Source organism: Lacihabitans sp. CS3-21 (assembly GCF_024343675.1).
Lineage (GTDB): Bacteria > Bacteroidota > Bacteroidia > Cytophagales > Spirosomataceae > Leadbetterella.
Genome location: NZ_RJUD01000011.1, coordinates 28,204 through 43,157 on the forward strand (window position 1 = coordinate 28,204; position 14,954 = coordinate 43,157).

A 14,954-nucleotide genomic window follows, 5' to 3' on the forward strand; every position below is an offset into this window, starting at 1 on the left:
CTAAAAACGCTTCTTCAAAAGCTCATCACTTCATTATGGTAATTTGCAATAATACCCTATATTTGAAATCCATTTAAATTCAACCTCACCCTGATGAAAAGCCGTTTTTTGCCTATTTTCTTAACTTTATTTTGTGTCATAAATTTCCAATTATTTGCTCAAAAAAGTTTGCCTAAACTCGTAAAAAAAGGAACTACCACGCAGTTAATCGTTGATGATAAGCCATTTATTGTTTTAGGAGGTGAGCTCGGCAATTCTACTGCTACAACAATAGAAAACATGAAATCGGTTTGGCCAAAACTAAAAACCATGAACTTGAATACCGTCTTGGTGCCTGTTTATTGGGAATTGATAGAGCCAATAGAAGGCAAGTTTGATTTTAAACTTTACCAAGATTTGATAATCGAAGCTCGTCAAAACGATATCAAATTGGTATTTCTGTGGTTTGGATCATGGAAAAACAGCATGAGCAGCCATGCTCCAGCTTGGGTAAAACTCAACCAAGACCAATATCCGCGAGTAAAAGACCAAACTGGCCGAAGCCAAGAGATTCTGAGTTCTTTTAGCGAAAATGTATTGGAGGCCGACAAAAATGCTTTCGAAAAACTCATGCAGTTTATCAAAGATTTTGATAACAAAGCCCGAACCGTTATCATGGTGCAGGTAGAGAACGAGATCGGTATGTTGCCTTCTGCCCGAGACCACCAAAATTTGGCCAATGAGGCATTTAAGAAGCCTGTGCCGACTGAATTGATGCGTTATTTGCAACAGAACAGAGATAGTTTGGTACCAGAATTTCGAGAGATTTGGAAAAAGAATGGATACAAAACCTCAGGAAACTGGGAAGAAGTATTCGGTAAAGGTTTGCATACCGATGAGATTTTTATGGCTTATTACTATGCCGACTTTACCGACAAAATCACCGAAGCAGGTAAAAAAATATATCCCTTACCTATGTTTGTCAATGCCGCTCTAAATAAAGCCGGACGTGAGCCTGGCAATTACCCAAGTGCAGGGCCATTGCCACATTTGATGGACGTTTGGAAATCGGCAGGAAAGGGAGTGGATTTCTTATCGCCAGATTTTTATAATCCCGATTTCAAACATTGGTGCGACTTGTACACCCGCCAAGGCGATGTGCTATTTGTGCCAGAACATGTTTTTGACCAATCTGTAGCAGCGAAAGCTCTTTACACCATTGGGCACTACGAGGGTATGGGTTTTTCACCTTTTTCTATTGAATCTACCCAAAAGCCAGAAGATGAGCCGCTTGGTAAAATGTATGGCTTGATCAAAGAACTCAGTCCGCTTATTACCAGTAATCAGGGCACAGGAAAAATAAAAGGCATCATGCTGAGCAAAAGCGACGCGGAAACCATTGTTCGTTTGGGCAAATACGAGTTTACTTGCAAACACGATTACACCCTCAGCTGGACACCAGGAGCAAGAACAGAAACTTGGCCACTGGGGAGTGCCATTATCATCCAAACGGCTGAAAATGAATTCTATATAGCTGGTTCGGGTGTAGTGATTACCACAAAATTCATCGAAAACAAAGACCTCAACATCGGCCTCCTAAAAGTGGATGAAGGTAATTTCACAAACAACCAATGGGCCGTAAAACGCCACCTCAACGGCGACCAAACCCACCAAGGCCGTCACATCAACATCGGCACCAATCAGTTTGGTATTCAGCGGGTGGAGTTTTATGGGTATAGGTGAGGGGACTAGATTTTGGTTTTATCGCTGTTTTTTGAAATAATTAAAAGTCGACTAGCTTTTTAGTTTATTCGACTGTTTTTTTGTTCCTTTTTGCCAAATTCTCAAATAATCAAATTTACATCAATGAAAATAGTTCTATTGACTTTCTTTACATTATTCGTTATTCAACTTAGCCAAGCTCAAAATCTTATCACCACAGATTTAGATAATTTCGGAGAAATGTATGGTCAGTTGCCAAAGGCTAAAACTACTGAAGATACTTTGAACTTAATTAGAGCCAACTTATTGGCTAAAGGTTCGGCCACATTTCAGGAATATATCCGGCTGAAGGAATCATTGAATAATTATAAAATTGAAGAGGTGTTTTTAAACAGGCTTCGCCTTTATCCCAAATATTATGCTTCAGTTTTGAGGCAATCTGAGGTTTTTAAATCGAAAGAGATGATTCAGAGGATAAATGCCGCTTACGGTAAACTGCTCAAAATTTATCCAGAAGCCAAAATTAAACCCAATGTGATTTGCATAGGTATCATGGATGACGGCGGTAAGTCCTTTGAAAGTGGGCAATATGTTGGTTTAGAGTTGTTTACATGTAATAGTTTTGCCGATACGACAGAACTTATCAATTCAAATGGTTTTATAGATTATCTGAAAGCTGGGTCGTTCGATATCAGGAGAATGGACGAACTCATTGTGCATGAACTGGTACATTTGAGCCAATTCAAGGGAAATGATGAATTCCTTAAGACCTTTAAGGGGACAATTCAATACATTCCATTGCTGGGTGAAGGCGGAGCTGCATTCATTGCTGATTTGGTTTTTGATTTCAAGGCAACGATTGGTCCGGGTACATTTAATGCCATCCAATATAAATACTGCGAGGAAAACAAAGTGAGGCTATGGCAAGACTATAAAAATCTGACCGATATGTCTAAAATTAGTGATTATTTCTACAAAAATACCCATCTGTATCCTGTTAGAAGCGTGGGTTATTACTTGGGTTATCAAATTTGTAAACAATACTACGAGAAGGCAAAAAATAAAAGAAAAGCCATTAAAGAGATAATAGAAGTTACTGATTATGACAAGTTAGTGACTGAAAGTGCGTTCTAAGCTTTCGGCGAAAAATAAGCTTTTGTGTAAATGCGTTATATTTTAAATCATTGTTATTTTGACAAACCGTAACCTCACTTTTTGTAGTTTCGCTCCATGAACATCTACCGCCGAAATTTCCTCAAAAAAACCTTGCATGGTCTGGTTACCACCTCAAGTTTGTTTGCTTTGGCTTGTGAAGAAAAACTTATTCCCGGTGCATTGGATAAGACAGTGGTGGTAGTGGGAGCTGGTATTTCGGGCTTAGCAGCGGCTAAATGCTTACAAGAGAAAGGTTTTAAAGTGATCGTTTTAGAAGCTCAGGATAGGGTAGGTGGTAGGCTTAGAACAGACCGTAGCCTTGGCGTAGCATTTGATGAAGGGGCAAGCTGGATTCATGGAATACGTCGAAATCCAATTACGGATCTGGCTAAAGATGCTGGCATGGCCACATTCGAAACCTTGGACGAAAGTCAAAAATCATATGATATCGGAGGTGTTCTTAGAAATTCAGAACTTTATCAAAATACGGAAGATGAGTTTTATAGGGTTATAAAAAATATGATGAAAAATGGTAAAGCAAACGAAAGTTTCGAAACCGTTTTCAATCAATTATATCCTGAAAAATCAAAGGACAGACTTTGGAAATTTCTTATTTCTGCCTTTTTAACATTTGATACGGGTGATTTGGATAAACTTTCGTCTTTATTATATTATGAAGGTGAAGAATATGGTGGGGTGGAGGTAATAGCCACTAACGGGTATGACCATATTCCAAATTACTTGGCTAAAGACTTGGATGTCAGACTCAACCAAAAGGTTTCTAAAATAGATTATACTTCCGAAAAAGTCAAAGTTCATCACAGTAATGGAGTTTTGTCTGCCGATTTTGTACTTGTAACCGTACCATTGGGTGTTTTAAAAGCCCAAGCGATTGACTTTGAACCAGCTTTGCCTAATTTTAAACAAACAGCCATACGAAAAGTAGGAATGAGCTGTGTAAACAAGTTTTTGCTTACTTGGGAAACTGCTTTTTGGGACGATGTTCAGTACATCACTTATACCCCCGAAATACCCGATAAATTCAACTATTTCGTGAATATTAAGAAATATAATCCTAACCACAACGCCCTCATGACTTTTGCCTATGCTGAATATGCCCGACAAACAGAAACAATGTCTGATTCTCAGGTTATTGCCGAAATAATGAATCACCTGCGTGACATTTATGGGAAAAATATACCGAATCCAACCAAAATGTTAAGGACCAAATGGCAGAGTAATGAAAACGCTTTTGGAGCATATTCTTATACAGCTGTTGGAACTGAAATGCAGCATTTTGATGAATTGGCAGCTGAAGTAAACAATAGGTTGTTCTTTGCTGGTGAACATACCGAAAAAGATTATTTTTCAACCGCTCATGGTGGCTATTTGAGTGGTAGGAGAGAGGCGGATAAAATTATTCAATTGATTAATTAAGGTCTTATTTGTTCAAATTCTTTATTTAACTTTTTTAGTTTAGATAACTTCTGAACGGCATTTTTTGTCAAAAATAATTTAGCTAAATTAGAATGTCCTTAGAATCAAACTATTTAGAGTTAAATATGAAACAATCCATTGGTTAGGCGGTTGGAACTGAATAACAAACATAATTTCATTACAAACATGAAAAGGAAAAGTTTCAAACTCCACTTATTCGCTCTACTATTAACTGGTTTTACATTTACGTCTTGTGAGGAGGATGAACCCAAAACAAGTAACATTGTTGATGTAGCCACTTCTAATTCACAGTTTTCAACACTTACGGCGGCTTTAACGAAAGCCGAATTGGTTTCAGCTCTACAAGGAACAGGGCCGTTTACGGTTTTTGCACCAAACAATGATGCATTCACAAAGGCAGGAATTACCAGTTTAAGTGGGTTAACAAAAGAAGCACTTACGCCTATTTTGACTTCTCATGTGCTGGCTGGAAAAGTTAAAGCGGCCGACGTGAAAAGCGGCAGTGCTACAACTTTGAATGAGACCAATAATATTTATTTGTCTGTAAACTCAACAGGCGTATATATCAATGGAAACATAAAAGTAATTTCAACAGATTTGGATGCATCAAATGGTGTGGTGCACGTGATTGATAACGTGATAGTGCCACCAAGCAAAAATTTAGTAGAAATTGCCATAGGAAATCCGAATTTTTCAGAATTGGTTTCCTTGGTAACAGCAGCTGATCCTTCTGTTGCAGCAGCACTTACGGCGGCATCACAAAACGGCCTGACAGTATTCGCACCTACCAATGCTGCGTTTACCGAGTTGTACAAAACTACTCCAAAAGCCTCACTTTTGAGTCCAGCAAATAAAACACTCCTAACCAATGTTCTTTTGTACCATGTTGTTCCAGGTAGAGTTTTCTCAACAGACTTACCAAATGTCAGTGGGGAGGTAGCAACTGCCTCTACAGTAAAAGTTAAGTTTGACCTTAGTTCTGGTGCAAAAGTAGTGGGTAAAAGCAGTGGAGCTTCAAATATTACTTTGGCCAATCTTTTGGCAACCAACGGGGTGATTCACGTAATTGACAAAGTGCTTCTTCCGTAATAGGGGTTATTTAACGGAACTCGAGTAAAAATTGCCAGTGGGTTCCACTGGCTTTTTTTATAACAAGAGTTTTTGGCTGAAATTGAGTAAAAATGATAATAGTCAGTTTGTCGTCAAAACTGTTTTTAAGCCTTCAAACATTTTTTTTAGTCTTTTGTAGGCAGTTTGACTATTTCTTTTGCGTTCCATCTCAATTTTTAAGCGTCCTTCGGCCAGTTTCATATAGAAAAACGTACCATCTTCAAGCGATATATTTTCTTCTATTTTGTTGTTCTTGGTAGATATATTTTTGCTTAGTTTCAGTTCTTTTTTTAAGTAGTTTTTAACAACGGGTGTTTTTTCATCAGGAAATTCAGCTGATATATTTAGTTCAGATTCATTTTCTGAAACTTCGAGATTGATGTCATTTCGGTTAGCAAAATGAAACGCTAGGTAAGATAACAAGGCAAGTGCCGCTAATGTCAATAATAGATTTTTCATAAGTTTTTTATTGAATTATTAAATGTTGAGCAAATATAGTGCATAAACCAATACATTGCAATACATAGTACCTTGTTTGTGTAAATTTTTTATTTATTGGATACTTTTTTATTAGAAATCCTCTAAAAAATCAGTTTATTCGATAGTTTTTTGTAAAAAAAGTGAAGAAAAGGATTAGTAAAGCCCTATTAATCAATAAGTCTATAACCCACCGACTTGAGGGTGATGATTTCAATTTTCGGATCAGATTTGAAATAGCTGCGGAGTTTGGTGATGTAAACATCCAAATTTCGAGAATTGAAGAAGTGGTCATCTCCCCAAACCGTATCGAGAATGACCTTTCGGGTTACGATTTCTCTCATGGAATTGGTGAGTAGATCCAGCAATTGACATTCTCTGAAGGATATTTTGCGGACTTCTTTCTCAAATCTAAGCTCTTGTTTGGTAGTAGAAAAAACATACTTTCCAATTTTTACACCGGTTGAACTGTCGGCTATTCCCGACTTATTCTTACTTAAGAAATAGAGGTTATTTATTCTAACGATCAGTTCTTCAAGGCTAAATGGCTTTTTGATGTAGTCGTTTCCTCCCGCGTCAAAACCCATCAATAGGTCTGTGGTTTGGTTTTTTGCGGTCAAGAAAATTATCGGTGTTATGGTATTATGGGCTCGGATTTCCTTGGCCACTTCAAATCCATCTTTTTCAGGAAGCATCACATCAAATACGCAAACATCGGGCTTAAATTCGTTAAAAATTTTTACTGCATTTTTGCCGCTTTCGAGATGCATCACCTCAAAAGACCTACTCGCTAGTGATTCTTTAACTATTTTGGCCAATGATGCCTCATCTTCTAAATACAATATTTTAAGCATTTGTTTGGATGTTTTTTATGATAAAACTGTTGCCATTGGGCAAGGCAGAGTATTCGATAAGGCATCCCATCCCTTTTGCCAAGCTTTCAACAATATATAGTCCCAGACCATGGCCCTTAACATTATGTATTTGGCCGTCTTGTGGTACCCTATAAAACTTCTCAAATATTTTGTCTCTAAAATCAGCTGGGATAGTTTGGCCGTTGTCGGAAACTTCCAATTCTGCAAAGTTTCCGTTTCTTTTTGATGATATTGCTATTCGAGGATTTGCGGTTTGGTTATACTTTATGGCATTGTCTAACAAATTATAAACGATTGTGCTAAAGCTTTTTAAGTCAGAAACCACTTCGAGTTGGTTTGTTGAATTTTCAAATAGAATCTCCAGTTTCTTATCTTTAATCCTTGGCTGCAATTCGTATAATACTTCTCTAACTAAGGCATTTAAATCGAATACTTCTTGCTCAGATTTTATCTCTAAGTCCGTCATTTTAGAGACCTGCATCACTTTATCTACCAAATCTGACAATTTATCAGTCTCCAAGCGGGCAATTCCAAGATATTCCATTTTTTTCTCAATACTTTGCAAATCAAACCTTTCTATGGCTTCCAATGCTATACTGATGGTAGCTATTGGCGTTTTGAGTTCGTGTGTCATGTTGCTGATAAAATCGGTCTTTATCTGAAACATCTCTTGTCTTTTTTTGTCCGCTCGGATGATCAAAAAAAACGAAAGAGCAACAAAACCAAATAATAAAAAGGTCGTTAAAACCTGCGGAAAGATATTTTTGATGATTATTCCGAATTTATGTTGGGCAGTTACCCAAAGTTTCTGATTGGAAGGTATATCGTTGTATTTGGCAATATAATTATCTGAGGGTTTTACCGAATCCACCACTATTGTGTATGGGGTACTAATCTTCCCTTTTATAAGATTTAGGGCGAATTGTTTTTTTACTTCTGGTAAAATCGTTTTCAAATTCGAGCCTTGTTGAAGTTTCAAAATGCCATCTGGGCTATCTTTGCGGTTTACTTTTAGCATTATAGAAAGCATTCCGCTCACTTCTTTGTCATCGTCTAGGTCTTTTGTACGTCTCTCAATACGGTTGTTTAAACGTATTTCCTTTTTACCTGATTTTTTTATTTCCGTTTTAGAAGTAAAGACCGCCACGTTGTTTTTCGGCATATGGTCTATATTTATTGATATTTGATTATTGCCTTTGTTGGTGACTTTAATCAAATTGCCCATCAATTTGCTTTCAATTTCCTTGATAGAGTTGGTGAAAATATAACCCATTTCACGCTCTATTCTTTCTTTTTCAGTAGAATAAGTACTGAAAAGGTAAAATCCCAAGAAAGTACCCAGCAATAACAAGCTCATTGCCATCATCCAATTGCCCAACTTTGTTTTAATATGTTTCAACATAGCTTCGATATTGTATCACAAATGTAGTAGCTTGAAGTTCAACTCTTAAGCACTTTAACCTTAATTAACCTTATATAAACTTTCATTAACCTTGCTTTTATCCAAAAGATTATAGTTTTGTGCAATTAATTTACAAAAGTCTATAACCCAATGAAAAGTACCCTTGTATTGTTGTTTATCTCATTCTCTGCTTTTTCGCAATTTCAAAAATCAGGGAAAATCTATTTTAAAGAATCTATAAAACTGAATATTCAAATTTCGGAAGAAAATAAAGAAATGGCCAAAATGATGCCTACTTCTCAAGATTCTTACAAGGTTCTTTATTATGATTCAAATGAAAGCCTATTTAAAGTGGAGGAGAAAAAAAATGAAGACCTTGATATCAAACACGAAGAGGGCGGTAATCAAATAAGAATGGTTTTTAAAGTGCCACAAACCACCATTTACCAGAACTTGTCGGAAAACAGTTTTATTCAAAGTCAAGAGTTTTTAGACAAAGAGTTCTTAATAGTTGATCAAATAAATGACAAAAAGTGGAAAGTAACTGGCGAACAAAAAAAGGTGCTGGATTTTGTATGTATAAAAGCAACTTTGGCCGATACCTCTCAAAAAGTGGTGGCGTGGTTTACTCCGCAAATACCTGTGGGTATGGGCCCAAATGGCTATAGTGGCCTTCCTGGGATGATATTGGCCTTGGATACTGATAATGGACAAAGACTAATTGCAGCCACCAATATCGAACCTCTGCCCCAAGGATTTACATTTACAAAGCCTGAGAAAGGTAAAAAGGTGAATAAAGCAGAATTTAAGAAAATTCGGGATGAAAAATTGAAAGAAATGGGCAGCGATGGTAAAAGCGGTGCGAGGGTGATAATCAGAAACGAAAACTAAAAACAATATGCTTCGTTTTGTACTTCTATTTTCGTTTGTTTTTTTTACAACGATCAGTGTTTTTAGTCAAAAAATACAAGGAAAAGTGGTAGACAAAAACCAAAATCCAATGGAAATGGCCTCGGTTATGCTACTGGATGCCAAAGACTCCTCTTTGGTGAGTTTTGTTTCTACTACTTCCAATGGTGTTTTTGAAATAAAAGAAGTTACTAAAGGTAACCTTTTGGTTCAAATTACCTATCTCGGCTATGAAAACTTTTGGAATAAACTAACTTTTGAGGGCAACACGATTGAACTTGGTACAATAGTATTAAAAGAAAATACCAAAGAACTCCAGAGCCTAGTGGTGTCAGACTATGGAAGTCCTATGGAATTTGGCAAAGATACCGTGACTTACAATGCCGCTGCTTTTAAAATTAAAGCTGGCGATGTCGTAGAGGATTTGCTCAAGAAACTTCCGGGTGTAGAAGTGGAACGCGACGGTTCTGTGAAGGCTTTCGGCGAAAATGTCCAGAATGTATTGGTGGATGGAAAGGAGTTTTTTGGAAAAGACACCAAAATAGCTACCAAAAACCTGGATGCTGATGCCATAGAGAAAGTGCAAGTTTTTGACAAAAAGTCAGATATGGCCGAGTTTACAGGTATAGAAGACGGTCAGGACGAACGCACCATTAACCTAAAACTGAAACCAGGTAAGAAAGCTGGCTATTTTGGTACAGCAGAACTTGCAGGCGGAACCAGCGAAAGATTTAAGGGAAGAGCGAGTATCAACAGATTTTCTCCCAAAAGTAGAATTTCGTTTATTGGCTTGGCCAACAACATCAATGAACAAAATTTTTCTATGGAAGACTATATTTCATTTATGGGTGGCATAGGTTCAATGATGTCGGGAGGAGGAATGAACATCAATTTAGGTGAAAATGGTGGTCTGCCGATGGGCTTAATCAACAACCAAGGTGTACAAAAATCATTTGCTGGAGGTTTAAATTATGCTAAAGATTTTAATAAAAAAACTTCCTTAGTTGGCAGTATTTTCATCAATGATTTTTTTAATGATCTGAACAAAAACGTTTCAAGAGAAAATTTCCTGAAAGATGCCAGTTATTGGTCTCAAATACTTGGAAGTCAAAACTCTAACAACTTGTCCACTTCCTTCAATTTGAAACTTACCTCTAAAATATCAGCCTTTCAGAATGTGATTTTTAGATTGGACGGTGGGTTGGGAAGTAATCGCTTGAATTCGGTGTCTTCGGATATTTCTTTGAGAACTGACAACAGCAAAATCAATGAAAATGATGCTATTTATAACATTTCAGGAAATAACTATAGGCTGAATCCCGATCTTACCTACCAACAGAAGTTTTCAAAACTGGGTAGATCAATGGTTTTGAAAGCCAAAACAAAGGTCAATCATACAGATAACAATGCAGATTTAGATGCTAAGTATGCCTTTTATTCAGATCAAATAACTACCAGAAAAATCTTGCAAAATCAGCAATCTGCCAATGAGGGTGTAAGTTATGAGCTGAATGCTGCCTATATCGAGCCTTTTGGCAAGAAAAGATACTTGGAGTTTAGTGCCGGCATGGATGACCAAAACAATAAGCTAAATACTGACTTTTTTGATGTCATAAACGAAGCCTTGATTTACAATCTTAACCTTTCTACCTGGTATAATCGAGATTATATCAATCGTAAAACAGGCCTGAAATATAGCAGCACACAAACCAAATACAATTGGGCAGCTGGCTTTAGATATGAAAATTCCTTTTTGAAAGGTCGCATAAATAATGAAAATACTAACATTACGAATACCTTCAATGCTATTTTGCCCGAGTTATACTACAATTATGAGTTTGGAAATGGACATAATTTCAATTTGGATTATAACACAGATATGGTGGAGCCTTCACTCATTCAGCTACAGCCGATTGTCAACAACGCTGATCCATTGAATATTTACAAGGGGAATCCATCACTTTCCAATGAATATAAGCACAATTTGTCGATGCGATACTTGAAATACAATGCATTTGAATTCAGGATGTTTTATGCGAGTTTTAGAGCTGGATTTACCCAAAATAAAATCAATAATAGCATAAACATCGACGAGTTTTTTGTTCGGACAGTGAGTCCCGTAAATAGTAAAAATGAGCAATCAGGCAGTGGAAGGATTGAATACAGCACGCCTATAAAACCTTTGAAGCTGAAAACTAAAATAACTTTGAGGAGCAATGTCTCCAACGGGTTTAGCCTGATAAACGATGTTTGGAATCAAACGACCATTTTTGGAAAGGGTTTAAATTTTTCGATAGAAAACAGAAAGAAGGATAAGGTTGATGTCCTGGCAGGTATCCGATATTATAGAAGCGATAGCCGTTATTCCGAAAACACTAATTTGGGACAGTTTTATACAGAAACTACGTTGTTTGTTGAAGGAAGTCTGAATATTGGAGAAAATGTGATACTCAAAACCAATTTTGACAATGTAAGTTATCAGCAATCCTTTTCAAAAGACCATGTAAATGTGCCGCTCTGGAAGACAAGTATAACTGCATTTGTCGATAAAAGCAAAAAGTTAAGACTTACGGCAGAGGTGTTTGATATTTTGAACCAAAACAAAGGAATAAGTAGAAACAGTAATTTGAGCTACAACGAAATAAGTAGAACCAATGTCTTAGGAAGGTATTTTCTTTTTGGTCTTTCTTATAACATCAAAGGTTTCAAGAAAATGAATGGAATCGAAATTAAAATGGGGGATAGGGATTAGGAAAAGTGCTTATGTAGATTAGGGCTTATTTTGAAATATTAGGAAATTTTGTATGTCTCGTCCGAAAAATCAGTTCTCAATTTAGTCTCTTGTAACCCAGTTGTCGAGCAGAATAGCCTTTTCATCTAAATGTAAATATGTTCCTAAAAATTTATATTAATTTGAGTTTCGTATTCAACCTTAATATAAAAACATGAAAGAAATTTTACGCAAGTCTAGAAAAAGATTCTCCATTAAAAACGCTTTTTTGGTTTCTATTGTTGGCATTGCACTCAGTTCCTTTGTTATTTCAAACACCCCAAATAATTTTACCGAAACTGGTATCAAGGGAGATACTTTACCCAAAGTCAAAATTCCTGAAGGCGTAGATCCCAACAGCGACGACTGGAAAGGCATAGATTTAGAACCTAAACAACCTATATTGCCTCTAAGTGTGGCTGAAGAACAAAAACAGTTTTTACTGCCTCCAGGCTATAAAATCGAACCAATTTTGACCGAACCCGCCATTCAACAGCCAGCGGCTATTGCTTTTGACGGCAACGGCAGAATGTATGTTTTGGAGTTGAGATCTTATATGCTCGATGCCGATTCTAAAAACGAATTAGAGCCTACCAGCAGAATTTCTCGTTGGGAGGATAAAAACAACGATGGTGTTTATGAGAGTGGTACTACTTTTATAGATAATCTGATATTTCCTCGTTTTGTGTTGCCTTATGGCAAAGATTGCGTGCTAACAATGGAATCAGACGCGGATAATGTTTACAAATACACCGACACCAATGGCGACGGTAAAGCAGACAAAAAAGAACTTTTTACAACCAAATACGGTCGATCGGGAAATGTTGAACACCAACAAGCATTTATGTATTATGGCATGGATAACTGGTTGTATAGTACCGTAAATGCATTCAGGGTAAGAGAAACGCCCAATGGTGTTATCAGAGAAAAAACAGGATTTAACAGAGCCCAATGGGGCGTAACCCATGACGACTACGGTAAACTTTGGTTTCAAGGAGGTGCAAGTGGATTGCCTTCCCATTTCCAGTTTCCGATTCACTATGGAAACTTCGACGTGCCAGGTGAATTTGCCAAAGGCTTTGATGTGCCTTGGGGTGCAGCAGTGAAAATTGCTGATATGCAAGGTGGAATGGACGAAATTCGTCAGCCAGACGGTTCTTTGAACAGAGTGACTGGATCAGCTGGAAATGACGTGTATAGGGGTGACCGACTTCCAAGTAATCTCAGAGGGCAATATTTCTATGGTGAACCTGTAGCGAGAATTGTTCGACAGATCAATCCGATAGTAACGGAGGGAGTGACTACCCTTCACAATGTTTTTCAGGACCAAAAATCAGAGTTTTTGTGTTCGACAGACCCACTTTTCCGTCCCGTTGATATGGCCACCGCTCCCGATGGTACCATGTATATTGTGGATATGTACCGTGGTATCATTCAAGAAGGACAGTGGACCCAGAAAGGAACCTATCTGCGTACAAAAATTGAACAGTATCAACTAGATAAAGTGGTGGGTTTGGGTAGAATCTGGCGTATCACATATGATGGAAAAGAGCGAGACAAATCTCAGCCAAAAATGCTAAATGAGTCGGCTTCAGCCTTGGTGAAACATTTGGAGCATCCAAATGGCTGGAGACGGGATGCCGCACAGCAACTCTTGGTTTTGAAAAAAGACCTTTCTGTAATCCCCTCGTTGAGAACGATGGCGACTTCGAGTAAAAACGAATTGGCCAGAATACACGCCATCTGGACATTGGAAGGCTTGGGTGCTTTAAAAATCGACATGGCCAAAAAACTGTTGAAGGATGTAAATCCAAAAATTAGGATTCAAGCTTTGCGTGCCAGTGAAACGCTTTATAAAGCCGGTGCAAAAGAACTAGAGTCAGATTATAAGGCTGCCATGAATGATGCCAACACAGATGTAGTGGTGCAGGCCATGCTTTCAGCCAAAGTTTTGAAAATAAATGATTTAGAAACGGGAATAAAAACAGCCATTGCGAATAACAAAGCTACAGGTGTAAAACTCATTGGTGAGCAGATTATAACACCTCCAAAACCAAGGAATAATGGGCCTTTTGGAGCAGCGGAATTGAGCAAAGACCAAAAGGAATCGGTTGATAGAGGTATGGTGATTTACAGTGAATTATGTTCACAATGTCATGGAAATAATGGCATGGGAGCACCAGGTGGAAATGGAAAATTGATGGCACCAGCTTTGGCTGGTTCGCAACGCATTCAGGCACATCCTGAATATGCTATAAAAGTTGTATTGCATGGCATGGAAGGAAATATTGAAGGTAAAAACTATGCAGGAGGTCTTATGGCTCCAATGAAAGACCACGATGACATGTGGGTAGCCGATGTGATATCTTACATCAGAAATGGCCTTTCGAATGATGCTTCTTTGGTCACACCAAAACAAGTTGAAAAAATTCGTGCAAATACAGCCAATCAGAGCGTTTTATTCAAATATGATCAACTCATAAAAACTACACCCAAGGAAATACAAGTGGCAGATGGATTAAAAATAACGGCGAGTCATACGGCCTCTACTCGAATCGGTGGAAATGTTTCTCCACAAAGTGCATTTACCTACGAAGGTTGGTCAACGGGCAAAAAGCAAGAAAAAGGCATGTGGTATCAAGTGGAATTTCCAAAGGCCATGAGCGTTTCAGAGTTTCAATTTAATTCTGCTGCAATAAGAAGATTTGGACCAAGAACTGCCAATAATCAGCAAGCACCACCTCAGGTAACGCAAACTTTTCCAAGAAAATACATAATTGAGGTTTCAGTGGATGGAAATAATTGGGAGCAAGCTGCCAAAGGTCTTGTGGGTAATGAGGGAGATAACATAGTTTCACTATCAACTCAAAAAATTAAGTTCTTAAGGTTAAAACTTGAAGAAGGTCTGGATCAAGAAACTGAAGCTATCCCTTGGACAATGAAGCAAGTAAAAATATTTGGATTGCAGTAATTTACAGCTCATAATTTCTTAACAGATTAATGCGGAAAAAAAAACCGTGTTAATCTGCTTTGGAACATCCGCTTCATTCGTGTACAATTAGGAATTATAGTTTCCATATTCAGGTCAAAATATCCA

The 14,954-nt window shown here is 37.5% G+C and carries 10 protein-coding genes; 7 read left to right on the forward strand and 3 right to left on the reverse strand.

The annotated features are described in order from the left end of the window. Nucleotides 1-168: 168 nt before the first annotated feature. The 4 genes from EGI24_RS08720 (at nucleotide 169) to EGI24_RS08735 (ending at nucleotide 5,403) form a co-directional block, all read left to right on the forward strand. Complete coding sequence (locus tag EGI24_RS08720; protein ID WP_255047988.1) at nucleotides 169-1,722, forward strand: DUF5597 domain-containing protein; 1,554 nt, start codon at nucleotides 169-171, stop codon at nucleotides 1,720-1,722. Between the two features lie 123 nt (nucleotides 1,723-1,845). Further along, nucleotides 1,846-2,835, forward strand: coding sequence for a DUF2268 domain-containing protein (locus EGI24_RS08725; protein WP_255047989.1), 990 nt, complete (start codon nucleotides 1,846-1,848; stop codon nucleotides 2,833-2,835). A 132-nt stretch (nucleotides 2,836-2,967) separates the two neighbouring features. Continuing rightward, on the forward strand, nucleotides 2,968-4,293 hold the full coding sequence (locus tag EGI24_RS08730; protein ID WP_255047990.1) for an NAD(P)/FAD-dependent oxidoreductase: 1,326 nt from the start codon (nucleotides 2,968-2,970) through the stop codon (nucleotides 4,291-4,293). A 186-nt stretch (nucleotides 4,294-4,479) separates the two neighbouring features. Continuing rightward, a complete protein-coding gene (locus EGI24_RS08735; protein WP_255047991.1) occupies nucleotides 4,480-5,403 on the forward strand; it encodes a fasciclin domain-containing protein in 924 nt (307 codons plus the stop codon). A gap of 102 nt (nucleotides 5,404-5,505) precedes the next feature. Here EGI24_RS08735 and EGI24_RS08740 read toward each other — a convergent pair whose 3' ends face one another. The 3 genes from EGI24_RS08740 to EGI24_RS08750 form a co-directional block, all read right to left on the reverse strand. Then, nucleotides 5,506-5,883, reverse strand: coding sequence for a hypothetical protein (locus tag EGI24_RS08740; protein WP_255047992.1), 378 nt, complete (start codon nucleotides 5,881-5,883; stop codon nucleotides 5,506-5,508). A 188-nt stretch (nucleotides 5,884-6,071) separates the two neighbouring features. Next, nucleotides 6,072-6,755 (reverse strand): response regulator transcription factor, encoded by a 684-nt coding sequence (locus EGI24_RS08745; RefSeq protein ID WP_255047993.1) that lies wholly within the window; start codon nucleotides 6,753-6,755, stop codon nucleotides 6,072-6,074. Continuing rightward, nucleotides 6,748-8,178, reverse strand: coding sequence for a sensor histidine kinase KdpD (locus EGI24_RS08750; RefSeq protein ID WP_255047994.1), 1,431 nt, complete (start codon nucleotides 8,176-8,178; stop codon nucleotides 6,748-6,750). The genes EGI24_RS08745 and EGI24_RS08750 overlap by 8 nt, the downstream gene beginning before the upstream one ends. Before the next feature lie 150 nt (nucleotides 8,179-8,328). On the opposite strand from EGI24_RS08750, the gene EGI24_RS08755 reads away from it, so the two are divergent. The 3 genes from EGI24_RS08755 (at nucleotide 8,329) to EGI24_RS08765 (ending at nucleotide 14,828) form a co-directional block, all read left to right on the forward strand. Continuing rightward, on the forward strand, nucleotides 8,329-9,069 hold the full coding sequence (locus EGI24_RS08755; protein ID WP_255047995.1) for a GLPGLI family protein: 741 nt from the start codon (nucleotides 8,329-8,331) through the stop codon (nucleotides 9,067-9,069). Nucleotides 9,070-9,076: 7 nt separating this feature from the next. Beyond that, complete coding sequence (locus EGI24_RS08760) at nucleotides 9,077-11,839, forward strand: outer membrane beta-barrel protein (protein ID WP_255047996.1); 2,763 nt, start codon at nucleotides 9,077-9,079, stop codon at nucleotides 11,837-11,839. Nucleotides 11,840-12,032: 193 nt separating this feature from the next. Next, on the forward strand, nucleotides 12,033-14,828 hold the full coding sequence (locus EGI24_RS08765; RefSeq protein WP_255047997.1) for a c-type cytochrome: 2,796 nt from the start codon (nucleotides 12,033-12,035) through the stop codon (nucleotides 14,826-14,828). Nucleotides 14,829-14,954 lie beyond the last annotated feature (126 nt).

Bases quoted from the DNA above. Each gene is read 5' to 3' on its own strand.
- EGI24_RS08740 (WP_255047992.1), bottom strand. From the start codon at position 5,883: ATGAAAAATCTATTATTGACATTAGCGGCACTTGCCTTGTTATCTTAC.
- EGI24_RS08750 (WP_255047994.1), bottom strand. From the start codon at position 8,178: ATGTTGAAACATATTAAAACAAAGTTGGGCAATTGGATGATGGCAATG.
- EGI24_RS08755 (WP_255047995.1), top strand. From the start codon at position 8,329: ATGAAAAGTACCCTTGTATTGTTGTTTATCTCATTCTCTGCTTTTTCG.
- EGI24_RS08735 (WP_255047991.1), top strand. From the start codon at position 4,480: ATGAAAAGGAAAAGTTTCAAACTCCACTTATTCGCTCTACTATTAACT.
- EGI24_RS08745 (WP_255047993.1), bottom strand. From the start codon at position 6,755: ATGCTTAAAATATTGTATTTAGAAGATGAGGCATCATTGGCCAAAATA.
- EGI24_RS08765 (WP_255047997.1), top strand. From the start codon at position 12,033: ATGAAAGAAATTTTACGCAAGTCTAGAAAAAGATTCTCCATTAAAAAC.
- EGI24_RS08760 (WP_255047996.1), top strand. From the start codon at position 9,077: ATGCTTCGTTTTGTACTTCTATTTTCGTTTGTTTTTTTTACAACGATC.
- EGI24_RS08725 (WP_255047989.1), top strand. From the start codon at position 1,846: ATGAAAATAGTTCTATTGACTTTCTTTACATTATTCGTTATTCAACTT.